General features: G+C 68.0%; 26 protein-coding genes and 3 tRNA genes. 13 read left to right on the top strand and 16 right to left on the bottom strand.

The genetic code is table 11. The features are described from left to right. Positions 1-2 precede the first annotated feature (2 nt). From ABNQ39_RS33035 to trxC, 6 genes are all read left to right on the top strand, one after another. On the top strand, positions 3-3128 hold the full coding sequence (locus tag ABNQ39_RS33035) for an efflux RND transporter permease subunit (RefSeq protein WP_376966516.1): 3126 nt from the start codon (positions 3-5) through the stop codon (positions 3126-3128). Between the two features lie 227 nt (positions 3129-3355). Beyond that, on the top strand, positions 3356-3922 hold the full coding sequence (locus ABNQ39_RS33030) for an RNA polymerase sigma factor (RefSeq protein ID WP_376966514.1): 567 nt from the start codon (positions 3356-3358) through the stop codon (positions 3920-3922). A gap of 11 nt (positions 3923-3933) precedes the next feature. Then, on the top strand, positions 3934-4377 hold the full coding sequence (locus ABNQ39_RS33025) for a hypothetical protein (RefSeq protein WP_376966512.1): 444 nt from the start codon (positions 3934-3936) through the stop codon (positions 4375-4377). Continuing rightward, positions 4374-4880 carry a periplasmic heavy metal sensor gene (locus ABNQ39_RS33020; RefSeq protein ID WP_376966510.1) on the top strand — a complete coding sequence of 169 codons (507 nt, stop codon included), beginning with the start codon at positions 4374-4376 and terminating at the stop codon, positions 4878-4880. Before ABNQ39_RS33025 ends, ABNQ39_RS33020 begins: the two co-directional genes overlap by 4 nt. A gap of 244 nt (positions 4881-5124) precedes the next feature. After that, positions 5125-5379 (top strand): hypothetical protein, encoded by a 255-nt coding sequence (locus tag ABNQ39_RS33015; RefSeq protein ID WP_109048527.1) that lies wholly within the window; start codon positions 5125-5127, stop codon positions 5377-5379. A gap of 88 nt (positions 5380-5467) precedes the next feature. Then, the gene (gene trxC, locus ABNQ39_RS33010; RefSeq protein ID WP_376966507.1) at positions 5468-5956 is read left to right on the top strand and encodes a thioredoxin TrxC; all 489 of its coding nucleotides are present in this window, start codon (positions 5468-5470) and stop codon (positions 5954-5956) included. 21 nt (positions 5957-5977) lie between these two features. On the opposite strand, the gene ABNQ39_RS33005 is transcribed toward trxC, so the two are convergent. Both ABNQ39_RS33005 and ABNQ39_RS33000 read right to left on the bottom strand, forming a co-directional pair. Continuing rightward, entirely contained in the window at positions 5978-8047 is a 2070-nt protein-coding gene (locus ABNQ39_RS33005) for a methyl-accepting chemotaxis protein (RefSeq protein ID WP_376966505.1), read from the bottom strand. Between the two features lie 246 nt (positions 8048-8293). Beyond that, positions 8294-9094, bottom strand: coding sequence for an SDR family NAD(P)-dependent oxidoreductase (locus ABNQ39_RS33000; protein WP_376966503.1), 801 nt, complete (start codon positions 9092-9094; stop codon positions 8294-8296). 167 nt (positions 9095-9261) lie between these two features. Here ABNQ39_RS33000 and ABNQ39_RS32995 point away from each other — a divergent pair, with 167 nt between their 5' ends. Together ABNQ39_RS32995 and ABNQ39_RS32990 are read left to right on the top strand one after the other, a co-directional pair. Further along, positions 9262-10455 carry a THUMP domain-containing class I SAM-dependent RNA methyltransferase gene (locus tag ABNQ39_RS32995; RefSeq protein ID WP_376966501.1) on the top strand — a complete coding sequence of 398 codons (1194 nt, stop codon included), beginning with the start codon at positions 9262-9264 and terminating at the stop codon, positions 10453-10455. Between the two features lie 81 nt (positions 10456-10536). Next, on the top strand, positions 10537-11187 hold the full coding sequence (locus ABNQ39_RS32990; RefSeq protein WP_376966499.1) for a hypothetical protein: 651 nt from the start codon (positions 10537-10539) through the stop codon (positions 11185-11187). A gap of 31 nt (positions 11188-11218) precedes the next feature. Here ABNQ39_RS32990 and ABNQ39_RS32985 read toward each other — a convergent pair. The 5 genes from ABNQ39_RS32985 to ABNQ39_RS32965 all read right to left on the bottom strand — a co-directional run bounded on the left by ABNQ39_RS32985 (position 11219) and on the right by ABNQ39_RS32965 (position 12998). After that, positions 11219-11294, bottom strand: a tRNA-Glu gene (locus tag ABNQ39_RS32985). Positions 11295-11354: 60 nt separating this feature from the next. Further along, positions 11355-11430 (bottom strand) — tRNA-Glu (locus ABNQ39_RS32980). 69 nt (positions 11431-11499) lie between these two features. Continuing rightward, a tRNA-Glu gene (locus ABNQ39_RS32975) sits at positions 11500-11575 on the bottom strand. Between the two features lie 55 nt (positions 11576-11630). After that, the gene (locus tag ABNQ39_RS32970; protein ID WP_376967169.1) at positions 11631-12653 is read right to left on the bottom strand and encodes a threonine aldolase family protein; all 1023 of its coding nucleotides are present in this window, start codon (positions 12651-12653) and stop codon (positions 11631-11633) included. 27 nt (positions 12654-12680) lie between these two features. Beyond that, the gene (locus ABNQ39_RS32965) at positions 12681-12998 is read right to left on the bottom strand and encodes a hypothetical protein (protein WP_098735696.1); all 318 of its coding nucleotides are present in this window, start codon (positions 12996-12998) and stop codon (positions 12681-12683) included. Positions 12999-13062: 64 nt separating this feature from the next. On the opposite strand from ABNQ39_RS32965, the gene ABNQ39_RS32960 reads away from it, so the two are divergent. The 4 genes from ABNQ39_RS32960 (at position 13063) to ABNQ39_RS32945 (ending at position 16820) form a co-directional block, all read left to right on the top strand. Continuing rightward, on the top strand, positions 13063-14109 hold the full coding sequence (locus tag ABNQ39_RS32960) for an RluA family pseudouridine synthase (RefSeq protein WP_376966497.1): 1047 nt from the start codon (positions 13063-13065) through the stop codon (positions 14107-14109). 161 nt (positions 14110-14270) lie between these two features. After that, positions 14271-15161 carry an RNA polymerase sigma factor RpoH gene (rpoH, locus tag ABNQ39_RS32955; protein WP_376966495.1) on the top strand — a complete coding sequence of 297 codons (891 nt, stop codon included), beginning with the start codon at positions 14271-14273 and terminating at the stop codon, positions 15159-15161. 38 nt (positions 15162-15199) lie between these two features. After that, entirely contained in the window at positions 15200-15739 is a 540-nt protein-coding gene (locus ABNQ39_RS32950) for a GNAT family N-acetyltransferase (protein WP_376966493.1), read from the top strand. A 73-nt stretch (positions 15740-15812) separates the two neighbouring features. Beyond that, positions 15813-16820, top strand: a complete 1008-nt coding sequence (locus ABNQ39_RS32945; protein WP_376966491.1) for a GNAT family N-acetyltransferase — start codon at positions 15813-15815, stop codon at positions 16818-16820. 7 nt (positions 16821-16827) lie between these two features. On the opposite strand, the gene ABNQ39_RS32940 is transcribed toward ABNQ39_RS32945, so the two are convergent. From ABNQ39_RS32940 to ABNQ39_RS32900, 9 genes are all read right to left on the bottom strand, one after another. Next, complete coding sequence (locus tag ABNQ39_RS32940) at positions 16828-17172, bottom strand: gamma-glutamylcyclotransferase family protein (RefSeq protein ID WP_376966489.1); 345 nt, start codon at positions 17170-17172, stop codon at positions 16828-16830. Continuing rightward, positions 17165-17551, bottom strand: coding sequence for a bleomycin resistance protein (locus ABNQ39_RS32935; protein WP_376966487.1), 387 nt, complete (start codon positions 17549-17551; stop codon positions 17165-17167). Before ABNQ39_RS32935 ends, ABNQ39_RS32940 begins: the two co-directional genes overlap by 8 nt. 7 nt (positions 17552-17558) lie before the next feature. After that, the gene (locus ABNQ39_RS32930; protein ID WP_376966485.1) at positions 17559-18365 is read right to left on the bottom strand and encodes a PhzF family phenazine biosynthesis protein; all 807 of its coding nucleotides are present in this window, start codon (positions 18363-18365) and stop codon (positions 17559-17561) included. 54 nt (positions 18366-18419) lie between these two features. Beyond that, complete coding sequence (locus tag ABNQ39_RS32925; RefSeq protein ID WP_376966483.1) at positions 18420-19451, bottom strand: threo-3-hydroxy-L-aspartate ammonia-lyase; 1032 nt, start codon at positions 19449-19451, stop codon at positions 18420-18422. A gap of 43 nt (positions 19452-19494) precedes the next feature. Next, positions 19495-19929 (bottom strand): GNAT family N-acetyltransferase, encoded by a 435-nt coding sequence (locus ABNQ39_RS32920; protein WP_376966481.1) that lies wholly within the window; start codon positions 19927-19929, stop codon positions 19495-19497. A 4-nt stretch (positions 19930-19933) separates the two neighbouring features. Then, entirely contained in the window at positions 19934-20185 is a 252-nt protein-coding gene (locus tag ABNQ39_RS32915) for a DUF1127 domain-containing protein (protein ID WP_376966479.1), read from the bottom strand. A 345-nt stretch (positions 20186-20530) separates the two neighbouring features. After that, positions 20531-21181 carry a DedA family protein gene (locus ABNQ39_RS32910; RefSeq protein ID WP_376966477.1) on the bottom strand — a complete coding sequence of 217 codons (651 nt, stop codon included), beginning with the start codon at positions 21179-21181 and terminating at the stop codon, positions 20531-20533. A 362-nt stretch (positions 21182-21543) separates the two neighbouring features. Further along, positions 21544-22041: a ferritin-like domain-containing protein gene (locus tag ABNQ39_RS32905; protein ID WP_376966475.1), complete on the bottom strand. Its 498-nt coding sequence runs from the start codon at positions 22039-22041 to the stop codon at positions 21544-21546. A gap of 273 nt (positions 22042-22314) precedes the next feature. Beyond that, positions 22315-23349: an aldo/keto reductase gene (locus ABNQ39_RS32900; protein WP_376966474.1), complete on the bottom strand. Its 1035-nt coding sequence runs from the start codon at positions 23347-23349 to the stop codon at positions 22315-22317. A 142-nt stretch (positions 23350-23491) separates the two neighbouring features. Here ABNQ39_RS32900 and ABNQ39_RS32895 point away from each other — a divergent pair, with 142 nt between their 5' ends. Next, entirely contained in the window at positions 23492-24421 is a 930-nt protein-coding gene (locus ABNQ39_RS32895; RefSeq protein ID WP_376967167.1) for a LysR family transcriptional regulator, read from the top strand. Positions 24422-24438 lie beyond the last annotated feature (17 nt).

The following is a 24438-nucleotide window of genomic DNA, read 5'->3' as shown; positions in this document are numbered from 1 at the left end:
CCATGGCCTCCCTCAACATAAACCCCCTGGCTTCGGCCGCCTCGCTCTCCGCCCTGTTCATCCGGCGGCCGGTCGGCACGGCGCTGCTGATGGTCGGGCTGATGATCCTCGGTGCCGTGGCCTACCGCTTCCTGCCGGTGGCGCCGCTGCCTCAGGTCGAATTCCCCACCATCATCGTCACCGCCGCGCTGCCCGGCGCCAGCCCGGAGACGATGGCGGCCTCCGTCGCCACCCCGCTGGAGCGCCGGCTCTCCCGCATCGCCGGCGTGTCGGAGATGACCTCCAACAGCAAGCTCGGCAGCACCACCGTCGTCGTGCAGTTCGACCTGAACCGCAATGTCGAGGCGGCCTCACGCGACGTGCAGGCCGCCATCAACGCCGCCGGCGGCGACCTGCCGGCCGACCTGCCGAGCCCGCCCAAGATGCGGCGCATCAACCCGGCCGACGCGCCGGTGATGACGCTCGCCATGACCTCGACCACGCTGGCCCCGGCCGACCTCTACAATCTGGCCGACAGCATCATCGGCCAGCGGCTGAGCCAGATCGAGGGGGTGGCCCAGGTCTCCATCAACGGGGCGGAGAAGACGGCGGTGCGCGTGCGCGTCAACGCCGCCGCCGCGGCCAACATGGGCGTCAGCCTGGAATCGATCCGCACCGTCATCTCCCAGGCGAATGCCAACGGCGCCAAGGGCAGCTTCGACGGCACTCATGAATCCTGGTCCATCGGCGCCAGCGACCAGCTGTTCGGCGCCGATGCCTACCGCAAGCTGATCGTGACCGAGAAGAACGGCGCCACCATCCGGCTCGGCGACGTCGCCGACGTGATCGAGGCGCCGGAGAACAGCCGCACCGCGGCGTGGCAGGACGGCCACCGCGCCATCCTGATCAACATCCAGAAGCAGCCGGGATCCAACGTGGTCGATACGGTGGACCGCATCCGGGCGGAGCTGCCGACCTTGCGCGGCTGGATGCCGCCGGGGGTCAGCCTGTCGGTGCGCACCGACCGCACGCCGACCATCCGCGCCTCCATCGACGACGTGCAGAAGACGCTGGCGGTCACGGTGGCGCTGGTGGTGATGGTGATGGCGCTGTTCCTGCGCCGGCTGTGGGCGACGGTGATCCCGGCCGCCTCGGTGCCGCTGTCGCTGGCCGGCACCTGCGGCGTGATGTGGATCGTCGGCTACAGCCTGGACAATTTCTCGCTGATGGCGCTGACCATCTCGGTCGGCTTCGTGGTGGACGACGCCATCGTCGTCATCGAGAACATCGTCCGCCACATCGAAAAGGGCGCCAAGCCGTTCGAGGCGGCGGTGAAGGGTGCCCGGCAGGTCGCCTTCACCGTGGTGTCGATCAGCCTGTCGCTGATCGCCGTCTTCATCCCCATCCTGTTCATGGGCGGCATCCAGGGCCGGCTGTTCCGCGAGTTCGCCGTGGTGCTGTCGGTCGCCATCGCCGTGTCGGCGGTGGTGTCGCTGACCCTGACCCCGATGATGTGCGCCCACCTGCTGCAACCGGAGGCCGAGCGCAGGCCCCCCGGCCGGCTCGCCCGCGCGCTCGCCTGGATCGGCGACCGGCTGTTTGGTCTCTATGCCGGCGGGCTGGACTGGGTTCTCGCCCACCGCCGCACCATGCTGGTGGCGACCTTCGCCATCATCGGCGTCAGCGTCTGGCTCTACGGGCAGGTGCCGAAGGGCTTCGTGCCGCAGCAGGACACCGGCCTGCTGATCGGCTTCAGCGACCCGCCGCCCGACATCTCCTTCCGCGCCATGGTGACGCGCCAGCGCGCGCTTCAGGACGCGGTGGCCGGCGACCCGGCGGTGGAGAGCGTCGGCGGCACCGTCGGCGGCGGCGGTCCGGGCGGCACCTATTCCGGCCAGATCTTCATCGCCCTGAAACCGAAGGCGGAGCGCGACGACCTCGCCACCGTCACCCAGCGGCTGCGCCAGCGCGCCGGCCGGGTGCCGGGGGTGCAGCTCTACCTGACGCCGGTGCAGGACATCCGCGTCGGCGGCTTCCAGGGCCGCAGCCAGTACCGCTACAGCCTGCAGGATTCCGACATCGCCGCGCTGAACGAATGGGCGCCCAAGCTGGTCGACAAGATGCGCACCCTGCCGGAGCTGGTCGACGTCGCCAACGACCGCCAAAACGGCGGCATCCAGGCCAACGTCATCGTCGACCGCGACGCCGCCACCCGGCTCGGCGTGTCCTTGAGCGCCCTGGAATCGACGCTCTACGACGCCTTCGGCCAGCGGCAGGTCTCGACCATGTATCTGGCGCAGAACCAGCACAAGGTGGTGCTGGAGGTCGAGCCGTCGGAGGCGCTCGGCCCCGACGACCTCAAGCGCATCTATGTCGCGGGCCGCAGCGGCATGGTGCCGCTGTCGGCGGTGTCGCGCGTCGTTATCGGCAACCAGGCCGCCAGCATCCAGCACCAGAGCGGTTTCCCGGTCGCCAACCTGACCTTCGACCTCGCCCCCGGCGTCTCGCTGTCCCAGGCGACCGAGCTGATCCAGCGCGCCGCCGAGGACATCGGCATGCCGGCCAGCATCCGCGCCGGCTTCCAGGGCGACGCCCGCGCCTTCCAGCAATCCTCCTCCAGCCAGCCTTTGCTGATCCTGGCGGCGCTGATCACCATCTACATCGTGCTGGGCGTCCTCTACGAAAGCCTGATCCACCCGCTGACCATCCTGTCGACCCTGCCGTCGGCCGGGCTGGGAGCGCTGATCGCGCTGATCCTGACCGGCTACGACCTGTCGATCGTGGCCCTGATCGGCATCATCCTGCTGATCGGCATCGTCAAGAAGAACGCCATCATGATGATCGACTTCGCCCTGGAGGCGGAGCGCGAGCGCGGCCTGACGCCGCTGGAGGCGATCCGCGAGGCCGGGCTGGTCCGTTTCCGCCCGATCATGATGACGACGATGGCGGCGCTGCTGGGCGCGGTTCCGCTCGCCTTCGACTTCGGGACCGGCGGCGAGATCCGCCGCCCGCTCGGCATCGCCATCATCGGCGGTCTGCTGGTCAGCCAGATGCTGACGCTCTACACGACGCCGGTGGTCTATCTGACGCTGGAACGGCTGGCCCTGCGGCGCAACCGCCGCCACGCCATCGCCGCACCCGCGGAATAGGGGGGCGCAGGATGGGAGCCCTGACCCTACTCCACCCGCCAAGATCCCCTCTCCCCCCCGGGGAGAGGGTTAGGGTGAGGGGGAGCCGCTTCATGGATCTCTTCGGCTGGGCCGAACCCCCTCATCCCGACCTTCTCCCCAGGGGGGAGAAGGGGATACCGCCGGGTTGGGAGAAATCCCAACGCTGGCACCCCCTTGCCCTCTTGGGCATAGTTCTCGCCCACGGCATGAGCGGAGCCCCGGTGGTCGAGGCGAGCGACACGGACGACGAGTTGATGGGCCGCGTGGCCGGCGGCGACGCCGCCGCCTTCGACCGTCTGGCCGCCCGCCACATGCGCCGCGCCGTGGCGCTGGCCCAGCGGATGACCGGCAACCCGTCCGACGCCGACGAGATCGCGCAGGAAGCCTTCCTGCGGGTCTGGCAGCATGCCGGGCGCTGGGACGGGGGGCGCGCCGCCTTCACCACCTGGCTCTACCGCATCGTGATGAACCTCGCCATCGACCGTGGCCGCCGCCCCGGCTGGTCGCCGCTGGAGGATGCCGGCGACCTGCCCGACCAGACCCCCGACGCGCTGACCCGCATCGCCGAGCGCCAGACCGCCGAGCGGGTCAACCGGGCGCTGGCGGCCCTGCCCGACCGCCAGCGCGCCGCCGTCGTGCTGTTCCATCAGGAGGGGCTCAGCCTGCGTCAGGCCGCCGAGATCCTGACCATGGGCGAAAGCGCCTTCGCCTCGCTGCTGGCCCGCGCCCGCGCCGCGCTGAAGACGGCGCTCACCGCCTCCGAGATCCTGTGAGGGAGGATGCCATGACCGACGAAGACTTCCTCCGCCACCTCGACGATTACGGCGCCTCGCCGCAGCGCTGGCCGGCGGAGCTGCGCGCGGAGGCCGAAGCGGCGCTCGCCCGATCCCCCGCCCTGCGCGCCGCCCAGGCGGACGCCGCCGCCTTCGACCGGCTGCTGACGGTTCCCGCAGCGCCGGTAGAGGACGCCCGCGTCGCCCGCCTGCTGTCCGCCGTCGGCGCCGCGGCGCGGGCCGTGCCGCAGGAGGGCGTCGTCATGCTGCTGCTCGGCCGGATGCCGCGGCGGAGAGTGGCCGGCTTCTGCGTCGCCCTGCTGGCGCTGGGCTGGCTGACCGGGGGCTGGTTCGCCGGCCATCTCGCCAGCCCGCTCCCCTCAGCGCCGCGCAGCCAGGAGCTGGCCCTGCTGAACGACGAGGTCGTCACCCTGTTCGACGGAGAGCCCCGATGAGCGGCCTCATTGCCCCCCATCGCCCGCAGCCCTCCCTCCTGGCCCGCCTCCGGCAAGGGATGAGCCTGCGCCGGCTGGCGCTGCTGTCGCTGGCGCTGAACCTGTTCCTGGCCGCCATGCTGGTCGGCACCACCCGCAAGCCGGCGCCCCCGCCCTACCGGCCGATGCCCGACCGCTTCGTCGAGCATGTGGCCGCCGGCATGTCCGACGCCGACGCCGCCCGCCTGCGCGCCATTTTCGAGCCGCTGCGCCCGCGCTATGACGCGCTGACCGAGGATTATCGCGAGGAGGGGCAGCGGGTGCGCAGCCTGCTTCAGGCGGAGCCTGTGGATTTCGACTCCCTGAACGCCGCGATCGCCGCGGCCCGCGCCAAGCGCCGCCTGATCGGCGAATTGACGGAGCAGACCGTGCTGCTCGTGCTGCCCGACCTCTCGCCTGCCGGACGGCTGCGGATGGTCGGAGGATGGGGAACCGCCGGCACCCCCGATACGCCCAAAAAATAGGCAAACCCACTCATCCACAGGCCGGATGCGCCCGCCGGAAGGATGCGGAAGATTCTGTTCGGAGTTTGCGCACACATCTATCCACAGATTCTGTGGAGAAGAAAACCGGCAGAAATTTTATCCACACAAATTCACATTCTATCATCCCCAGGTTTTATCGCCCGTCTTCCCATGGATCCTTGTATCCACCACCGATCCGGCATATCCAAATAACGTGGATCAGCAAGATTGGTGGGGGATCGTCATGATCGGAGATCCGTTTCATCCAAAGAAGGCGACGATCTCTTTGCGGGTTGACCGCAGAGTCAAAGATGTCGCCAAGAATTACGCGCGCCAGCGGCAGACGCCTTTGGCCGAGGTCATGCGCGATCTCTTGGCCCGCTACGTCGCCGAATGCGCGCGGGAGAATGCCCTGGCGTCCCCGGACCTGTTGAAGGACCGGCCGGCGCAATATGTGGATTTCGCAAAGCTGGAAGGCCTGATGGGCCGGCAGGAGTAGGCGCGCCCGTCCACAGGCGGATCTTGAGCGGACGCAACGGCGCCCATACATCGACGGTGGAAACGCTGTCAGGGGAAGGAGCCCCGCCATGCCGTCCACCGCCCGAGAGTCAGGCCAGTCTTCCACAGGCGCCCAATCCGGCGCCGACAGCCTTCACGTCGCCTGCCCGCAGTGCGACACGCTGAACCGTGTGCCCCCGGCCCGGCTCGGCGGCGGCAAATGCGGCCGCTGCGGCCAAGCCCTGTTCGAAGGAAAGCCGGTGGCGCTCGACGCCCGCCGTTTCGCCGCCCATGCCGAGCGTGGCGACCTGCCCCTGCTGATCGATTTCTGGGCCGACTGGTGCGGCCCCTGCCGCGCGATGGCGCCCGCCTTCGCCCAGGCCGCGGCCCAGCTCGAACCGCAAATCCGCCTCGCCAAGATCGACACCGAGGCCTCGCCGGACCTCGCCGCCCGCTTCGGCATCCGCAGCATCCCGTCCCTGATCCTGGTCCATCACGGCCACGAGATCGCCCGCACCGCCGGCGCCATGCCCTTGCCGGCGCTGGTGGCGTGGGCGAGGCAGGCACTCGCCCGATAAGCCAAGCGCCCGGTGCGGGCGTTACGCCGCCCGCACCGTCGCGATGAAGGTGCCCACCTCCTTGCGCAGGCGCTCGGCCTCGACGGCCAGCTCCTGCGAGGTGCCGTGGACGCGGCCGGCGGCGTCGCCGGTCTCGTGCACCGCCGTGCTGACGCCGGCAATGTTGCTCGACACCTCTTCGGTGCCCTGGGCGGCCTGGGTCACGCTGGAGGCGATTTCGCGGGTGGCGGCGGCCTGCTCCTCGATGGCGGCGGCGATGGCGGTGGTGATCTCGCTCATGTGGCCGATGGTCTTGCCGATGCTGCCGATGGCCCTCTGGGCACCGCCGGTGGTCTGCTGGATTTCCTGCACCTTGGCCTGGATCTCGTCGGTGGCCTTGGCGGTCTGGTTGGCCAGCGCCTTCACCTCGCTCGCCACCACGGCGAAGCCCTTGCCGGCCTCGCCCGCCCGCGCCGCCTCGATGGTGGCGTTCAGCGCCAGAAGATTGGTTTGCGCTGCGATGCCGCTGATCAGCTCGACCACCGCGCCGATCTGCTCGGCGGCGCTGACCAGATCGCGCATGGTGCGGTCGGCGCCGGTGGCGTCGGCCACCGCCTGGGTGGCGATGCGGGTGGAGTTCTCCACCTGCTGGCCGATCTCTGAGATCGAGGCCGACAGCTCCTCCGTCGCGGTGGCGACGGTCTGCACGTTGGCCGAGGCCTGTTCGGAGGCCGAGGCGACGAGCAGCGAGCGCTCGCTCGCCTCATGCGCGGTGGCGGTCAGCTCCGTCGCGGCGTCGCGCATGCCGGTGGCGGCGGTGGCGACGGTGTCGACGATGCCCTTCACCGTCCGTTCGAAGGTGTCGGCCATCTGCATCATCGTCTGGCGGCGCTGGGCGGCGGCCTGCCGCTCGCTCTCCTCCTGCGCCCTGCGCATCCGCTCCATCTCCAGCGCGTTCGTCTTGAAGATCTGGAGCGCGCGGGCCAGCGCGCCGATCTCGTCGCGGCGGTCGTCGTCGGTGACGGTCACCGTCAGGTCGCCCTCGGCCAGCCGGCCCATTTCCCGCGTCGTGTTGCCGAGCGGCCGGGTGATCGCCCGCGAGATCGCCCAGGCCAGCAGCAGGCCGAGCAGAACGGCGACCACCGTCACGGCGGTGCCGCGCGCTTCCGCCGCCGACACCTCGGCGGCGGCGGTGACCTCCAGCTGCGCCAGGAAGCTGGTGGAATGGTCGCGGATCAGGCCGATCTTGTCGTTGATCTGCTTGCCGGCCTTGCCCAGGGTCTCGTTGTTCAGCGACTTCAGCTGGTCGCTCAGCACGGCGATGCGGTCGATGCCGGCGCCATAGGCCGGCAGCTTGGCCACCGCGTCCGACAGCTTGGCCTTGACCGGGCCGTCGGCGATGCCGTTGCGCAGCGCGTCCGCCTTCCCCGTCAGGTCGCCCAGATCCTTGCGGATGCGGACCAGATCCTCCGCCTTGGTTTCGGCGACGAAGCGGGCGACCAGCACGCGGACCAGCAGGAACTGTTCGCTGACGTCGGCGGCCCGCACCGTGCGGTCCAGATCGCCGCCGTCCTTCTCCGCCTTGACGGTCTCGCTCAGCGTGCGGCGGATGTCGGCGCCCAGCGTGTTCACCACCGACGCGACGATGGAGTCGCGCTCCGTCCGCGCGGCGACCAGCCGGTCGAAACCGGCGGTCAGCGTCTGGTGCAGGGTGGCGATCTCCTGCGCCGCCTGACGGTCGCCGGCATCGGTCATCCGCGCCGTGGCGTCGTCCAGCTTGCGGCGGAACTTGTCGATTTCGCCGCGGAAGCGGCCGGCCACATCGCCGGAGCCGCTGGAGACGAACTCCTCCGCCGCCCCCAGCGCATCGGCGATGTTGGTATCGGCCTCCGCCACCGCCATCGCGACGTGCGACTGCGCCGCATAGCGGCGGAGCGCATCGTCGCTGGACCGCAAGCCGCTCCACGATACCGCCCCCAGCCCGACCAGAAGCGCCAGCGTGACGCCGAAGCCGGTGTAGATCTTGGTCGCCGTGCGCAGGTTGGCGAAGGGACCGGCCTTGGTCGGCCGGGCTGCGGTCTGCGGGCCTGTGCTGGGGCTGGGAGCGTTCATGACTGGGGACCTCGTCTTCTGACCCGACTGCTGGCGGTGTCCCGATCTTTCGAGGGATCGGTTGTCAACGAGCTACCCTACAAGAACAATGCCAATGCACCCTTAACGCTGGGATGTTTTTTTATCCTGTGAAATCGATCCATTCTTGGAGTTGGGACACAATCAACCTTCGCAATTTGCCAAAATCATTGAGATCGCTTTGCATTTTGCCAAAGCTCGACCTTCGCAATTGCGAAAATTCTCCCATTAGTTATAGAACTGACCGCCATTCACCTCTATCGTCTGGCCGGTGATGTATCCAGCCAGCCGGTTTGACGCCAGGAACAGGTAGGCGCCGACGCAGTCCTCCGCCGTGCCCAGCCGTTTCAGCGGAATGCGCGCCGCGGTCTGCGCCAGCTTGTCGGCGGTCGAATAGCGCTGGTGGAAGTCGGTGTCGATGGTGCCGGGCGACACCGCGTTGACGCGGATGCCGTGCGGCGCCAGCTCCGTCGCCAGCGAGCGGGCGAGGCTGGCCTGGAAGGCCTTGGCGGCGCTGTAGAGCGACGAGCCGGCGCTGCCCCCGGTGCGGCCGGAGATCGAGCCGGTGTTGACGATGGCCCCCCTGGACGCGATCAGCGCCGGCAGGGCGCTGCGGCTGGCGACGACCGCCGAGGCGGCGTTCAGGTCGAACTGCTCCTGCAGGAAGCCGTCGTCGATGTCGGCCAGCGCCACCCGGCCCAGCATGGTGCCGGCATTGTTGACCAGCACGTCCAGCCCGCCCAGCCGGTCGATTGCCTGCTCCACCACCGCGCGGGTCTGCCCCTTGTCAGCGAAGTCGCCGGCCAGCCCGATCACGCCGTCTCCCATCGCCGCCGCCACCGCTTCCACCGCCGCCCGGTCGCGGCCATGGATGGCGACATGGGCGCCGAGCTGGGCGAAGGCCGCCGCCACCGCCGCGCCGATGCCGCGGCTGCTGCCGGTGACCAGCACCCGTTTGCCGCGGAACTCCTGCGCCAGCAGGTCGGCGGGCCAGTTGGCGGACAAGTGGCTGGTGTCGGTGGCGGTCATGGTGTGCGTTCTCCCTGCCATCCGGCCCGGTCCATGTTCGGAATCGCAAGCCGGCTTGATTGTTCGTGTTCCAATCCGATCATAGGGACCGGCAGTCCGGCGTCAACAGCTGGCCGTTCCGCGAGAATCCTGTCGATGGAACCCGGCCCTTCGGGCTATGTAGGCGCATGAACACCGACCCGACCAGTCCCGCCCAGCCTTTCGAGATTTTCCTGGTGGCCGCCCCCGGCCTGGAACCCGTGCTGTGCGCGGAGGCCAGCGACCGCGGCTTCACCAACCCCACCATGGTGAAGGGCGGGGTGACGGTCACCGGCGGCTGGCCGGAGGTCTGGCGCGCCAATCTGGAACTGCGCGGCGCCACCCGCGTTCTGGCGCGCATCGCCAGCTTCCGCGCCCTGCATCTCGCCCAGTTGGACAAGCGCGCCCGCCGCGTTCCCTGGGCCGAGATCCTGCGCGCCGACGTGCCGGTGCGGGTCGAGGCCTCCTGCAAGGCCTCGCGCATCTACCATGCCGGCGCCGCCGCCCAGCGCATCGAGCGCGCCATCGCCGAGGAACTCGGCGCCCCCATCGTCAAGGCCGCCCCCAAGAAGACCGGGAAATCCGCCGACAGGGATGCGCCGGAAGACGACACCCGGGCCGTCCAGATCAAGGCGCGGATCGACGACGACCTCTGCACCATCAGCGTCGACAGCTCCGGCGAGTCGCTGCACAAGCGCGGCCACAAGGAGGCGGTCAACAAGGCGCCGATGCGCGAGACGCTGGCGGCCCTGTTCCTGCGCCAGTGCGGCTATGACGGGCGCGAGCCGGTCCCCGTGGTGGATCCGATGTGCGGCTCCGGCACCTTCGTCATCGAGGCCGCCGAGATCGCCGCCGGCCTGAAGCCCGGCCGCTCCCGCTCCTTCGCCTTCGAGCAGCTCGCCACGTTCGACCCCGCCCGCTGGCAGAGCCTGCGCGGCAGCACCGGCACGGCGACGCCGCCCGCGGTGCGCTTCTACGGCAGCGACCGCGACGCCGGCGCCGTCGCGATGAGCCGCGCCAATGCGGAGCGGGCCGGCGTCGGCGCCTGGACCGACTTCGCCCATCACGCCATCAGCGACCTGACCCCGCCGGAGGGTCCCCCCGGCCTCGTCATCGTCAACCCGCCCTACGGCGCCCGCATAGGCGAGGGCAAGTCCCTGATCCCGCTCTACCACGCCATGGGCCAGACGCTGAAAACCCGCTTCGCCGGCTGGCGCGTGGGCATCATCACCAACGAAGCCGCCCTGGCGAAGGCGACCGAACTGCCGTTCCAGGAGGGCGGGGTGTCGGTGTCGAACGGGGGGATCCGGGTGACGCTGTATCAGACGGGGGTGTTGGGGTGAAAACCATCCATTATATTCTAAAAACAAACCTGTCGGGAATTCTATAAATTTTACATTATAGAAACAGGGAAGATATAGAGAATGAGCACGAGCTTTAGCAGGGAATGCTTAAATTTATATCTTGCCCCAGGCATTGCAGATTTTACTGAATTCGATGCACCCGACATTTCTGGACAATATCCGCAATCAACTCACTGGATTGCAAACCACTTCCTTAATTCGATATTGCGTGGAAGCTATTCCGGAAAATTTAAACAATACGCAATCAATCATTTATACCGCGCGCAGGTCGCGTTCTCCGATTACCATGAAGCAAGAGCATTAACGAGAGAATTTATAGAAGCAGGAAAACCTAGCGCTCCGCATGTGCGCGTTTATTTCCGTGCACTATCGCGTTGGGAGTCCTGCTTGTTGAACACTCAGATATTTATCGACACTCTTAACAAGATTAACTTAGAATTTGACGGAGAAAAGGTCTTTTGCGAAGGAGACAATTCAAAAGAGGCAAGAGCTTATTCAATCGCTAACAAGATAAAGCACTATGGGGGAGAAATAAGGAATGGCTCTTGTGCGGAAACGGAGACAGTACCAATGTGGCTTACAAATTCCGGAATTTCTACAAGAAACCATGAAATTTCATATGAAGAGCTGTCGATAATAGTCTCATCAATTGCAAGCCTTGCAGACGAAATCCAGGATCCCATCTCATTCCGGGAGCAAAATCATACGTGATGCAGAATGAAAGCTATGGATTAGGAAGAAGTGGCGTCCCCGACGGGAGTCGAACCCGTGTCGCCGCCGTGAAAGGGCGGTGTCCTAGGCCTCTAGACGACGGGGACGTTGTACCTTCAACCTGCGCTCAACAAACGCATCCGACTGCTTGGATGGCAGCGCGTGGATGGCGTCCCCAAGGGGAGTCGAACCCCTGTTACCGCCGTGAGAGGGCGGTGTCCTAGGCCTCTAGACGATGGGGACGTCTGGTCCCGATGCATGGCATGCGGCGGTGGAGGCTGCCACCGGCCGCGCGACCCAACCCTGGAAGGTTGGCGTCCCCAAGGGGAGTCGAACCCCTGTTACCGCCGTGAGAGGGCGGTGTCCTAGGCCTCTAGACGATGGGGACGTCATCGGCGTGGGCGGGTTTCTAACCAAGCCAGCCCCGCCGATCAAGCCTTTTCTTAGAGTCGGCGCAAAATACCCAGCAACCCGTCCACCACGGCCGCCGGCGTGTCGAAGGCCGTGACGAAGCGCGCCGTGCCATCATCCCAGCGGTAGAAGCCGTAGCCGGCCGCCTCCAGCGCCTCCGCATAGGCCGCCGGCAGGCGGACGAACAGCTCGTTGGCCTCCACCGGGTGGGCCAGTTCGACGCCGGGCAGCGCCACCAGCCCTTCGGCCAGACGGTCGGCCATGGCGTTGGCGTGGGCGGCCAGACGCAGCCACAGCCCGTCATCCAGCCAGGCGTCGAGCTGCGCCGTCAGGAAGCGCATCTTCGACACCAGATGGCCGCCGCGCTTGCGGCCGAAGCCGAAATCCTCGGCCATCGCCGGGTTGAAGAACACCACCGCCTCGGCGGCGAGGCAGCCGCCCTTGGTGCCGCCCAGCGTCAGCACGTCGACCCCGGCGCGCCACGTCACCTCGGCCGGCTTGCAGCCCAGTCGGGCGATGGCGTTGGCGAAGCGGGCGCCGTCCATATGCACGGCCATGCCGTTGGCATGGGCGACCTCGACCAGCGCCTCGACCTCCGCCGGGGTATAGACGGTGCCGGCCTCCGTCGCCTGGGTCAGGCTGAGGGCGGCGGGCTGGACGCGGTGGACGACGCCGACGCCGGCCTTGGCGATGTGGTGCTGCACCGCGTCGGGCGTCAGCTTGCCATGAGCGCCGGCCAGCGGGACCAGCTTGGCGCCGCCGGTGAAGAACTCCGGCGCGCCGCACTCGTCGATGGTGATGTGCGCCTCGTCATGGCACAGCACCGCGCCATAGGGCGGCACCAGCGCCGACAGCGCCAGCGAGTTGGCCGCCGTGCCGGTGGCGACCGGGAAGACGGCGACCTCGGTCTCGAAGATCGCGCACAGCCGCTCGGTCACCCGCGCGGTCCAGGGATCGTTGCCATAGGGGGACGCGGTGCCGGAGGACGCGGCGGCCAGCGCCGTCATCACCTGCGGGGCGGCACCGGCGACGTTGTCGCTGCGGAAATCATGCATCATCTGTGTCCGGATAGGGGAAAACGCTCACTTGCCGGCGGTCACCGTCGCGGTGACGGCGCCGTTGCGCGGGTCGATCAGATACAGGCGGTCCGGCCCCTGCGGCAGGGTCACCTTGAACAGGACGCGGTTGCCGGCCACCAGCATCTCGCCGATGCGGGCGCCGGCCGGAACGTCCAGCGTCACCTCGGCCGGGCGCTCGGCCGGAACGGGCGCCGGGGCGGTGGCGGTCAGCGAGGCGCGGTTGGGGTCCGACATCCGCTTGTACAGCTCCACCCCCAGAAAGGTGAAGCCGGCGAGGATGAGAACGCCCATGATGACGATGAGTGCCTTGAGGATCTGCACGGTTTGGGGTCCACTCCCGGACGATTGAAACAGGACGCGATGCGCGAAGCCGATGCCAGCCGATATGCCAGATGACCTGTCCGACGATTTCCTCGATGCGGACGACGACGCCGGCACCCCCGCCTACGCCGCTCCCCAGCTGCTCGCCCACACCATCCCCGACGAGGCGGCGGGCCAGCGGCTGGACAAGGCGTTGGCAGCGGGCCTGCCGGACCTGTCGCGGTCGCGCGTGCAGGCCCTGCTGGAACAGGGCTGCGTGCGCGGCGACGGCCGGACGATAACGGACGCGTCCCTGAGGGTCAAACCCGGCCAGACCTTCGAGGTGCAGGTTCCCGGCGCGGAGGCCGCCGAACCGCTGGCGCAGGACATCCCGCTCGACGTGGTCTACGAGGACGCCGACGTGCTGGTGATCGACAAGCCGGCCGGGCTGGTGGTGCATCCGGCCGCCGGCAACCCGGACGGCACGCTGGTCAACGCCCTGCTCGCCCATTGCGGCGACAGCCTGTCCGGCATCGGCGGGGTGCGGCGGCCCGGCATCGTCCACCGGCTGGACAAGGACACCAGCGGCCTGATGGTGGTCGCCAAGAACGACCGCGCCCACCATGGCCTGTCGGACCAGTTCGCCGACCGCACGCTCAGCCGCACCTATCTGGCGCTGGTCTGGGGCGTGCCCAACCCGACCCAGGGCCGGATCGAGGGCAACATCGGCCGCAGCAGCGCCGACCGCAAGAAGATGGCGGTGGTCACCGGCGGCGGGAAACCGGCCGGCACCAAATACCGCGTGGTCAAGAGCTTCGGCATGGCCGCCTCGCTGGTCGAATGCGTGCTGGAGACCGGGCGCACCCACCAGATCCGCGTCCACCTGACCCACATCGGCCATCCGCTGGTCGGCGATCCGCTCTATGGCCGCGGGCGGTCGGGGCGGCCGGGCGGCAAATTCGCCTCGCTGCTGCCGGAACCGGCGCGGTCCAGCCTTGTTGGGTTTCCGCGTCAGGCGCTGCATGCCGCGGCCCTGACCTTCCGGCATCCGATTAGTGGCGAAATTGTGGCATTCCGCTCCTCAATTCCGGCGGACATTCATGAACTAATTGTCACCCTGGAGTCGGTTTAAAACGGTACACCGGGAAATGTTTCTTGGTTAGACTCGGCGTCAATGGCGAGGTTCCTTCGCCCGCTCATTGCGAGGGGCCTATGGAACCCGCGCTGAAGAGCGGCGGCGGCCCCTGAAATCCTTCGGATGGGAACGCCGGCTGTCAGGAGAGGGGTTTTACCATGGCGACGGCATCCAACCTTCCGGCGATCGGGTCCGAGAGCAATCTGTCCCGCTATCTCCAGGAGATCCGCAAGTTCCCGATGCTGGAGCCGCAGCAGGAATACATGCTCGCCAAGAGCTGGCAGCAGCATGAGGATTCCGGCGCCGCCCACCAGCTCGTCACCAGCCATCTGCGGCTGGTGGCAAAGATCGCCATGGGCTACCGCGGCTACGGCCTGCCGTTGTCGGAGCTGATCTCCGAAGGCAATGTCGGCATGATGCAGGCGGTGAAGCGTTTCGACCCCGACCGCGGCTTCCGGCTGGCGACCTACGCCATGTGGTGGATTCGCGCGGCGATCCAGGAATACATCCTGCACAGCTGGTCGCTGGTGAAGATGGGCACCACCGCCGCGCAGAAGAAGCTGTTCTTCAACCTGCGCCGGCTGAAGGGCCAGATGCAGGCCATCGAGGAGGGCGACCTGTCGCCCGAGCAGGTCCACGCCATCGCCACCAAGCTGGACGTGCCGGAGCAGGACGTCGTCAACATGAACCGGCGGCTGGCCAGCCCCGACCATTCGCTGAACGCGCCGCTCCGAGCGGAGAGCGAGGGCGAATGGCAGGATTTCCTGGTCGACGAGACCGCCAGCCAGGAAATCACGCTGGCCGACCGCGAGGAGCTGGGCAAGCGCCGCAAGCTGCTGGCGAACGCCATGACCGCGCTGAACGACCGCGAACGCGACATCCTGACCGAACGCCGCCTGCGCGAGGCGCCGACGACGCTGGAGGACCTGTCGCAGAAATACGGCATCAGCCGCGAGCGCGTCCGCCAGATCGAGGTCCGTGCCTTCGAAAAGCTGCAAAAGGCGATCAAGGCCGCCGCGGTGGAGCAGAAGATGGAGAGCGAGGCGTAAGGCGGGGACCGGACCGCTGACGGCTCGAGCGCACGAAGATGCAGGATACCCAAGTCGCAGAGGACACACAGGTCACGCTCGCGGCCGTCGAGCCGGGCGATCTGCCGGCCTTCAAGGCCGATATGGAGGCGTCCTTCGCGGTCGCCGTCATCGAGGCGTTCGGGTGCCTTCCCGACGATTCGATCCCACGCGGCAGCGATCTCGACGAGTCGATGGGCGCGCCGGGCACCGAGCTTCTGCACATCCTGTGCGGAAATGAACGGGTCGGCGGCGCCGTCGTCGTGATCGACGAGGCGACGCAGCGCAATTCGCTGGACCTCTTCTTCCTCTCCCCGGCGCAACATGGCCGGGGATTGGGCTTCAAGGCCTGGAAAGCCATCGAGCAACGCTATCCCGAGACCCAGGTCTGGCAGACGCACACGCCCTATTTCGAGAAGCGCAACATCCACTTCTACGTCAACAAGTGCGGCTTCAGGATCGTCGAGTTCTTCGGCGCCCACCACCCCGACCCGCATTGGCCCGGACCCTCCGGTTTGCCCGGCGGCGGCGAAATGTTCCGCTTCGAAAAGATCATGTGAGACCGGCCTGACGCCTTTACAGCCGCTGCCTGCCCAGACATAGTTGCATGATACAACTATGTCTGGAACCACCATGGCTTCCCAGCCCTCCATCTCAGCCCCCCTCGCCCACAGGGACGCCATCCTGCCGATCCGCGACGCGTCGCGCCGGATCGTGCGCGAACTCGGCTTCATGAGGCCGACCCTTGCGGGAACGGAGCTGCCGGCCTCGGCAGTGCATGCGCTGATCGAGATCGGCAACCGGGGCGGCCTGACCGCGACGGAGCTGTGCGACCGGCTGAATCTGGAGAAATCGAGCGTCAGCCGGATGCTGCGCAAGCTCATCGACGGTGGGGATCTGGCCGAGGTGAGCAGCGATACGGACGGACGGTCGAAGCGCCTTACCCTGACCGGGCAGGGAAAGCGGACGCTGGCCGCCATCGACGCCTTCGCCCATGAACAGGTCGGCGGCGCCCTGGCCTGCCTGCCTGCCGCCGACCGTGCCATGGTGGTGGCGGGGCTGCGGCTGTACGCGGATGCCCTGCAAGCCCGCCGGGCCACACCGGGCACCGAATCGAAGGCGGGGGCTCCCCCGGCCTTGCGCATCGAACCTGGCTACCGGCCCGGACTGATTGGCCGGGCCGTGGACATGCATGCGCAGTTCTACGCCCGTGCCCATGGCTTCGGCGCCGTCTTCGAAAGCAGGGTCGCCGCCGGGCTGGCGGAATTCCTGCCGCGGCTCGACCGTCCCTGCAACGCCGTCTGGACGGCGCTGGACGGCGACCGCATCGTCGGCACCATCGCCATCGACGGCGAGGACCTGTCCGGCGCCGGCTCCGCTCCCCGCATTGCCCATCTGCGCTGGTTCATCGTCGAGGATGGGCGGCGCGGCGGCGGGCTGGGCCGGCGGCTGCTCGATGAAGCGGTGGCCTTCGCCGACCGCACCGGCGTCGCCGAAACCCGGCTCTGGACCTTTCGCGGGTTGGATGCCGCCCGGCGCCTCTATGAAGCCGCCGGCTTCGTCCTTGCCGCCGAATCGCCGGGCAGCCAGTGGGGCACCGAGGTGACCGAGCAATCCTTCGTCAGGCCCCGCCAGACCTGACGCCCCATCACGCCTTCACATAGACCCAGGCATCCGCCCCCGACCGCAGCCGGACCATGACGCGCCTGTAATCCGCGACCTCGTAGGAATCGGCGGCGGCCAGTTCTTGCTTGGTAATCTCGAACAGGGTCCCGGCGACCGCGTCGGCTGGATCGCCGCTTTCGCTGACCACGGGATGGAAGCGCTTGCCGCTGGTGCGGATCACCTCGGGATCGGTGATCTCCAGCATGTCGCAGCGATAGCCCGGCATGGCGTCCGCCCGCCCGGCGAGCAGCCGGCCGAAGGACGCCAGCTGCACATTCTCCTGCTGCAAGGTGCCGTAGGAGAACAGAAGGACCCTATCCTCAGCCATCGACACCCTTCCCCGCTTCCGAACCGACCCGCAGCAGGTTGCCGTCGGGATCGATGTGGGCGAACTCGCGCAACCCATAAGGCGTGTCGGACACCGCCGTCAGCCGGCCGCCGGCGTCTGCCGCCTTCCACGCCGCGTGCAGGGCGTCGGCGTCGCTGACATAGAGATAGCAGGCGACAACCGAGCGTTCGGGATCGAGGTCCGGAACGCGGGTCAGATGCAGGCCGACCCCGCCCCAATCGAGGAACCCATAGACAGGATCCGCGGCGGCCTCGTCATAGGCGGTCACCGTGAAGCCGAGGCTCCAGTAATGGGCGAGGGCCGCGCGCACGTCGCGCACCGGCAGGATCGGCGCCACCCGGTTGAACTGGACAGTCATTGCAGCCTCACAGCAGGATCGTGCCTTCGAGATACAGCACCGCCTGCCCGCCGATCTTCACCCGGTCGCCGGCCAGTTCGCACAGCAGCTCGCCGCCGCGGGCCGAGACCTGACGCGCCGTCAGCACGGTCTTGCCCAGCCGCTCCGCCCAATAGGGGGTCAGCATGCAGTGGGTGGAGCCGGTGACCGGATCCTCCGGGATGCCCTGGGCCGGGGCGAACAGCCGCGACACGAAATCGACCCCGTCGTCACCCGGCGCCGTAACGCAGACCGCCCACTTGTCCAGCGTCGACAGCAGCGCCATGTCCGGCGTCAGCGCCCGCACCGCGTCGGCCGACTCGTACACCACCAGATAGTCTCGCCCGCTCAGGATCGCGACCGGCGCCGGCCCGCCCAGTGCCGCCAACAGCTTGGGGTCGGGGCTCTCCGCCGGCTGGGGCGGGCGGTTGGGGAAGTCCAGCGTGTAGCGGTCGCCGTCGCGGGTGACCGTCAGCGTGCCGGCCTGCCGGGTGGCGAAGTCCATGCGCGCGCGGCCCGGCTCCAGGATGGTGGAGATGACGAAGGCGGTCGCCAGCGTGGCATGGCCGCACAGCTCGACCTCCACCGCCGGGGTGAACCAGCGCAGTTCGAAGTCCGTGCCGCTGCGGATGAAGAAGGCGGTCTCCGCCAGATTGTTCTCCGCCGCGATGGCCTGGAGCTGCGCGTCGGGCAGCCAGGACTCCAGCGGCACCACCGCCGCCGGGTTGCCGGCGAAGACGCGGTCGGTGAAGGCATCGACCTGATAAATGGGCAGGCGCATGGCTTTCCCGGTCATGAATGGGGATCCTTACGTCTTGGGGGAACTCGGTTCCCGGAAAGAAGAGAAAACTCAGCCCGCCTGGACCAGCGCGGCGAAGCGGGCGAGGTCGACGTTGCCGCCGGTGACGACGATGCCGACGCGCTTGCCGCGCACATCGAATTTGCCGGACATCACCGCGGCGGCGGCGAGGCAGCCGGTCGGCTCCACCATCATCTTCATCCGGCTGGCGAAGAAGCGCATGGACTCGACCAGCTGGTCGTCGGTGACGGTCACGATGTCGTCGACCAGCCGCTGGATCACCGGGAAGGTCAGCTGGCCGACCGCGCGGCTCTGGGCGCCGTCGGCGATGGTCTTGGGCGCGTCGATGCGGACGATGGCGCCGCTGCGCAGGCTCTGCTGGGCGTCGTTGCCGGCTTCCGGCTCGACCCCGACGACGCGGCAGCCGGGGTTCAGCGTCTTGGCGGCGATGACGCAGCCGGACAGCAGCCCGCCGCCGCCGGTCGGCACCACCAGCAGGTCGAGCGGCCCGCCGGCCTCCTCGATCAGCTCCTTGGCGACGGTGCCCTGGCCGGCCATCACATGCGGATGGTCGAAGGGCGGGATCAGCACGCCGCCCCGCTCCTCCAGCACGCGGGCGACGGCGGCGTCCGGCGGCTCGGCATAACGGTCGTACAGCACCACGTCGGCGCCATAGCCGCGCGTCGCCGCCAGCTTGGCCGCCGGGGCGTCCTGCGGCATGACGATGGTGGACTTCACCTTCAGCATCGACGCCGCCAGCGCCAGCGCCTGGGCATGGTTGCCCGACGAATAGGCCACGACGCCCAGCGCGCGCTGAACCGGGGTGAAGCGCGACACCGCGTTGTAGGCGCCGCGGATCTTGAAGGCGCCGGTGCGCTGGAAATTCTCGCACTTGAACAGCAGCTCGCCGCCGGTCAGCGTGTCGGCGGTGCGGCTGGTCAGCACCGGTGTGCGGTGGGCGACGCCGGCGATCCGCTCCGCCGCCCCCGCCACGTCGGCATAGGAGATGGCGAGGCCGGCAGTGTCGATGGTGCTGTCGGCCCCACCACTGGCCGCGGCGCTGTTGCTCATGATGTCGGGCATGGCGGCGGTGCTCCCCCTCCCCCCGGTGTCTTGGCTCCGGGGTCTATTCCAGATCGGTGAACAGGAAGGCCTGCTCGTGCCGCTTCAGCCCGGCCTGCTCGTAGAAGCTGATGGCCTTGGGCGCGGACAGCAGCAGGCACATGGTGCCCGGCCCCATCGCGTCGCGGGTGCGGCGCATCAGTTCCTTGCCGATGCCGTGCCCCTGAAGGGCACGGTCGACGGCGAGATCGGACAGGTAGCAGCAATAGACGAAGTCGGTGATCGAGCGGGCGACGCCGACCAGCCGGCCTTCGTGCCTTGCGGTGATGATCAGGCCGGCGTTGCGCAGCATCGCCTCCACCCGGGGACGGTCGCCCACGGGCCGGCGTTCCGCCAGCCCGGAGCGTTCCAGAACGTCGATGAACGCGTCCGCGCTCAACTCCGGTTCGACCGCATAGTCGATTTGAACACTGTCGCCCTGAATGGATTTGCCGGCCATCGTGTCATCCCCGCCAGAACGGCTTCGACACCTCCTGCTCCGCCTCGGACCGGCTGATTCCGATGTCCTTCAGCAGATAGTCGTCGAGCCCCATGAGTGCATGACGTTGTTTGCGCCGTTCCATTGCGGAAAACAACAGGTCGAGCAACCGCCAGAGGGGACGGCGGGAGACACGGGTGACGCGGTTGGCGGCCGGAACGGCGCTCTGGGCTGCCGTGTAAAGGCCGGAACTGCGGGTCACATCGGTCTGGCGCATCGGATCCTCCATAATCTGGCGCACAACGCTCGAACAATCGAGACAATCAGGATTATGGAGACGAAATCGGCGGGGTCAAACGGAACATTGTCACCATCACATTTCCGATGTCGGATGTATCTTTTCGGCCACAGGCCGGCATGGCCCGGGTGACAGGGACAATGCGACAAGGCACGGGACAGTCGGACAATGCGGCAGAACCGAGGAAACGCCTGAATTTTGGGCGCCTCCACCGGTGTCGGGCGGACGGCTGGACAGGGCGGCGGAGCGTTCACCGGCACAAGGGGTACAATCGGCCGCCTGAAATTGAGTTGTCACTCCGAACAGTCAGCCCCGCCCAAACAGCTAGCAGCCGGTTGTTTCCGGCGATCCCTCGACGGGCGGAGCGGGCGCGCAGGATTTCGCCGCCCCTTGCCCGATGCCGCCCTCCGCGGCCGGTGCGGGGCGGTCGCCCACGCCGCTCCTGTCGTACCCGGTCCAGGCGAGATGGCCCGGCGACATCAGCAGCGGCGCCCAGATCACGGCCGACAGGACGTTGAACGCCTGAAACTTCCGGTGGGGCATCGCCATCATGCCGGCCGTCGTCGGCACCACCGCACGCAGCGGGCCGATGAAGCGCGCCAGGAACACGCTCTTGCTGCCATGCCGGAGAAAGAAGGCTTCGCCACGGCCGCGCAGTTCGGGATGCCTGCTGAGGGGCCACAGCCGGAACATGCGCTCGCCATAGTGCCGGCCCAGCCAGTAGGAGGTGGCGTCCCCCAGGATGGCCCCGCCCGCAATCGCCAGATAGACCGACCAGAAGTCGAGAACGCCCGCGGCGACAAGCGCGCCGCTCGCGGTCAGCATGACGACGCCGGGGATGAGAAGCCCGACGAGCGTCAGCCCCTCCGCGAAGGCCATCAGGAAGATGATGATCTCCGCCCAGTCCGCGTGCGTTTCGATGAAGCCCGCGAGCGCGGCCCCATAGGCCGTGAAATCCGGAAGCCCCGTCAGCACGGCGTCCGCGCCCGCGTCGTCTCGCGCGTCGAAGGGGGCTGGCAGCAGGTGCAGGGCGGGGGCGGATCGATCATGACGAGGGCCTTTTCGCGGTTCAGGCCCTTCACAGCTGGGCCCGTCGCCATGGCCGTGCAAGACCGCGCCGTTCGGTTTGTGACGCGGGGTCGGATAGAACAGCGGGCCGCGACCGGTCGGCGGTCAATGCCAAAGCCCGGTCGCATGCCAGCGCGGTCGATAGGCAGGGTCAAGAACAGCAGAACGATGGCGCTTCTGCCCGCAGCCTACGGCGAAGGCATTCGGCACCGAGGTTGGCAGGTAATGGGCAAGCGGCGACCGCGCCCGGCACGGCCGCCGCCGACCGGTCACGCCGCCTTGAAGGCGCGCTGATTGACCTCGCCCTCGGCAAGCTGGGTCAGCTTCTCGTCGGTTGCCTTTTCCTCGCTGAGCGTCTCATCGAGCAGCTTGGCGACGTCCGTCAGTCCGCACGTCTCCGCCAGCGTCCTGAGGGAGCCGTAGCTGGCAATCTCGTAATGCTCGACCTTCTGGGCGGCCATGATCAGGGCGACATCGAGAACCTCCGGCGAGAGCCCCTCTTCCATGATCTCCTCGGCTTCCTCGATCAGCCCCTGGGTGGCTTCGCAGGTGTTGCCGGTGGGGTCGGCCTGGAGGATCTGGAAGATCTGCTCCAGACGCTTTACCTGCCCATCCGTCTCCTTGAGGTGGGTCTGGAATGCCTGCTTCAGCTGAGGAGATGACGCCGCGTCCGCCATCGCGGGCAGCGCCTCGAGGATTTGGGTCTCGGAACTGTATGCATCCTGAAGCTCCTCGATGAGGAGATCCTTGAGTGCTTCCTTGGACATGTGGGTGCTCCTGACGGCTGTTTCCGGTGAAGGCGGTTGGCGAGTGCGCGCCAACCTCAACAGGGATGCAGCACATTCCTTGCGGGCAGATCTTCGGATTGGCCGTCCGTACAGCACGCACCGGTTGACTGCCATGACTGGACAGCGGGCTTCGGTGACCACCGGAGCGCTGCTGTTGGCGGCCGGACATCCTCTGCACTGGACGCGCATCGCCGGGCTTGTGCTTGTCGGCACCGTTCCGACGGAAGACGCCGCCAGAAGCATCCCAAGACCTCAAACGGGCATCGGATTGAGCCGGGCGAAGCCCTCCTGCGTGCGGTACGGGTAATAGGGATAGGCGGGCATCACGTCGCTGGCCGCGTCGAGACGCGCGATCTGGCCGGGTTCGAGCGTCCAGCCGACGGCCCCCAGATTGTCCCGCAGCTGCGCCTCGTTGCGGGCGCCGACGATCACCGAGGAGACGGTCGGCCGCGCCAGCAGCCAGGCGATGGCGACCTGGGGAACGCTGCGCCCGGTCTCGGCCGCTACGACGTCGAGCGCGTCGACGATGCGGTAGAGGCGCTCCTCATCGACGGGCGGCCCCCACTGGGCGGTGTCGTGGAGGCGGCTGCCCTCGGGGATCGGCTGGCCACGGCGGATTTTGCCGGTCAGCCTGCCCCAGCCGAGCGGGCTCCAGACCAGCGCGCCGACCTTCTGGTCGAGGCCAAGCGGCATCAGCTCCCACTCATAGTCGCGCCCGGTCAGCGAATAATAGACCTGATGCACGACATGGCGCGGCCAGCCATGGCGGTCGGCGACGGCGAGCGCCTTCATCAGCTGCCAGCCCGCGAAGTTCGAGGCGCCGATGTAACGCACCTTCCCGGCACGGACGAGCGTGTCCAGCGTGTGCAGCACCTCCTCCACCGGCGTGAAGGCGTCGAAGGCATGCAGTTGGAGCAGGTCGATGTAATCCGTCCCGAGCCGGCGGAGCGCCGCCTCCACCGCACCGATCAGCCGGTGACGGGAAAGACCCGCGTCGTTCGGCCCGTTTCCCATCGGCAAGCCGGTCTTGGTCGAGATCAGTAGCGTGTCGCGCCGCCCGCGGATGGCGGCGCCGAGCACCTCCTCGGAACCTCCGTCCGAATAGACGTCGGCGGTGTCGAAGAGCGTGACGCCGGCGTCGAGGCAGATGTCGATCAGCCGACGGGCATCCCCGACGTCGCTGTTCCCCCAAGCCGAGAACAGCGGCCCCTTGCCGCCGAAGGTGCCGGTCCCAAAGCTGAGCGCGGGCACCTTGAGGCCCGATGCGCCGAGTGTCCGGTACTCCATGTCCTGTCCTTCCCTGATCGGGGCTGTCGCGGCCGCGCCGATGGCGACGGTCGATTGCCAAGGATATAGCCGACGGAGCAGCTGTGAATTAGGCTGCCTCCAGTCTCAGGACTTGTGACGTGGGGGCATCATTGTGACGCGGATGGAGGTCAACCGGGCGGCCGAGATGGAGGTGTTCGCGCGGGTCGTCGATCTCGGCGGATTCACCGCGGCGGCCCGTGCCTGCGGCCTCACGCCATCGGGCGTCAGCAAGCTCATCACGCGGCTGGAGACACGGCTGGGCACGCGGCTGCTCCACCGGTCGACGCGGCGCCTCAGCCTGACGCCGGAAGGTCAGGCCTTCCACGCCCGCGCGCTGCGGATCCTGGGAGAAATGGAGGAGGCCGAGCGGGAGGCCTCGGCCGGTGCGGAGCCGCGCGGACACCTGCGCGTCAACAGCAACGTCCCCTTCGGCATGCGCCACCTGATCCCGCTGGTGCCCGAGTTCCTGGCCGCCCATCCCGGCGTCACCATCGACCTCGTGCTGTCGGATGCGGTGGTCGACCTGATGGAGGAGCGGGCCGATGTCGCGATCCGGACCGGCCCGCTGCGCGATTCCAGCCTGATGATCCGCAAGCTGGGCAGCACGCGCATGGTCGTGGTCGCCTCTCCCGCCTATCTGGCGCGGCATGGGACGCCGGAACATCCGGAGGACCTTGCCCGGCACAGGGGAATCGGCTGGACCTTCCCGCGGGCCATCGGCGGCTGGCCTTTCAGGACCGAAAGCGGAAGCGCAGAACAGATCGAGCAACGGATCGAGGAGCATGTGCCGCCCATCGCCGCACGGGCGAGCGACGGGGACGCCGCGCGCCTGCTTGCCCTGGGCGGCGTCGGGCTGGCGCGTCTGGCCCGCTTCCAGGTCGAGACCGACATCGCCGCCGGTGCGCTTGTGCCGGTGCTGGACCGACTGAACCCCGGCGGCGGCGAGGACATCCACGCCGTCTATCTCGGAGGTCCGGGCCCCCTGCCCGCCCGCGTCCGCGCCTTTGTGGACTTCATGGCAAGCCGCTGCCAACTGACCGATAAGCGATGACCGATAAGCGATGACAG

Origin of the sequence: Azospirillum sp. A26 (assembly GCF_042604635.1) — a bacterium.
GTDB classification, from domain to species: domain Bacteria; phylum Pseudomonadota; class Alphaproteobacteria; order Azospirillales; family Azospirillaceae; genus Azospirillum; species Azospirillum palustre.
The sequence above is the reverse complement of the archived record's forward strand: the minus strand, read 5'-3'. Positions and strand labels throughout refer to the sequence as shown.

Excerpts from the sequence above, each read along its gene's own strand:
- ABNQ39_RS33035 (WP_376966516.1), top strand. The coding sequence starts at position 3 with ATGGCCTCCCTCAACATAAACCCCCTGGCTTCGGCCGCCTCGCTCTCC.
- ABNQ39_RS33030 (WP_376966514.1), top strand. The coding sequence starts at position 3,356 with ATGAGCGGAGCCCCGGTGGTCGAGGCGAGCGACACGGACGACGAGTTG.
- ABNQ39_RS33025 (WP_376966512.1), top strand. The coding sequence starts at position 3,934 with ATGACCGACGAAGACTTCCTCCGCCACCTCGACGATTACGGCGCCTCG.
- ABNQ39_RS33020 (WP_376966510.1), top strand. The coding sequence starts at position 4,374 with ATGAGCGGCCTCATTGCCCCCCATCGCCCGCAGCCCTCCCTCCTGGCC.
- ABNQ39_RS33015 (WP_109048527.1), top strand. The coding sequence starts at position 5,125 with ATGATCGGAGATCCGTTTCATCCAAAGAAGGCGACGATCTCTTTGCGG.
- trxC (WP_376966507.1), top strand. The coding sequence starts at position 5,468 with ATGCCGTCCACCGCCCGAGAGTCAGGCCAGTCTTCCACAGGCGCCCAA.
- ABNQ39_RS33005 (WP_376966505.1), bottom strand. The coding sequence starts at position 8,047 with ATGAACGCTCCCAGCCCCAGCACAGGCCCGCAGACCGCAGCCCGGCCG.
- ABNQ39_RS33000 (WP_376966503.1), bottom strand. The coding sequence starts at position 9,094 with ATGACCGCCACCGACACCAGCCACTTGTCCGCCAACTGGCCCGCCGAC.
- ABNQ39_RS32995 (WP_376966501.1), top strand. The coding sequence starts at position 9,262 with ATGAACACCGACCCGACCAGTCCCGCCCAGCCTTTCGAGATTTTCCTG.
- ABNQ39_RS32990 (WP_376966499.1), top strand. The coding sequence starts at position 10,537 with ATGAGCACGAGCTTTAGCAGGGAATGCTTAAATTTATATCTTGCCCCA.
- ABNQ39_RS32970 (WP_376967169.1), bottom strand. The coding sequence starts at position 12,653 with ATGCATGATTTCCGCAGCGACAACGTCGCCGGTGCCGCCCCGCAGGTG.
- ABNQ39_RS32960 (WP_376966497.1), top strand. The coding sequence starts at position 13,063 with ATGCCAGATGACCTGTCCGACGATTTCCTCGATGCGGACGACGACGCC.
- rpoH (WP_376966495.1), top strand. The coding sequence starts at position 14,271 with ATGGCGACGGCATCCAACCTTCCGGCGATCGGGTCCGAGAGCAATCTG.
- ABNQ39_RS32950 (WP_376966493.1), top strand. The coding sequence starts at position 15,200 with ATGCAGGATACCCAAGTCGCAGAGGACACACAGGTCACGCTCGCGGCC.
- ABNQ39_RS32945 (WP_376966491.1), top strand. The coding sequence starts at position 15,813 with ATGGCTTCCCAGCCCTCCATCTCAGCCCCCCTCGCCCACAGGGACGCC.
- ABNQ39_RS32940 (WP_376966489.1), bottom strand. The coding sequence starts at position 17,172 with ATGGCTGAGGATAGGGTCCTTCTGTTCTCCTACGGCACCTTGCAGCAG.
- ABNQ39_RS32935 (WP_376966487.1), bottom strand. The coding sequence starts at position 17,551 with ATGACTGTCCAGTTCAACCGGGTGGCGCCGATCCTGCCGGTGCGCGAC.
- ABNQ39_RS32930 (WP_376966485.1), bottom strand. The coding sequence starts at position 18,365 with ATGACCGGGAAAGCCATGCGCCTGCCCATTTATCAGGTCGATGCCTTC.
- ABNQ39_RS32925 (WP_376966483.1), bottom strand. The coding sequence starts at position 19,451 with ATGCCCGACATCATGAGCAACAGCGCCGCGGCCAGTGGTGGGGCCGAC.
- ABNQ39_RS32920 (WP_376966481.1), bottom strand. The coding sequence starts at position 19,929 with ATGGCCGGCAAATCCATTCAGGGCGACAGTGTTCAAATCGACTATGCG.
- ABNQ39_RS32915 (WP_376966479.1), bottom strand. The coding sequence starts at position 20,185 with ATGCGCCAGACCGATGTGACCCGCAGTTCCGGCCTTTACACGGCAGCC.
- ABNQ39_RS32905 (WP_376966475.1), bottom strand. The coding sequence starts at position 22,041 with ATGTCCAAGGAAGCACTCAAGGATCTCCTCATCGAGGAGCTTCAGGAT.
- ABNQ39_RS32900 (WP_376966474.1), bottom strand. The coding sequence starts at position 23,349 with ATGGAGTACCGGACACTCGGCGCATCGGGCCTCAAGGTGCCCGCGCTC.
- ABNQ39_RS32895 (WP_376967167.1), top strand. The coding sequence starts at position 23,492 with ATGGAGGTCAACCGGGCGGCCGAGATGGAGGTGTTCGCGCGGGTCGTC.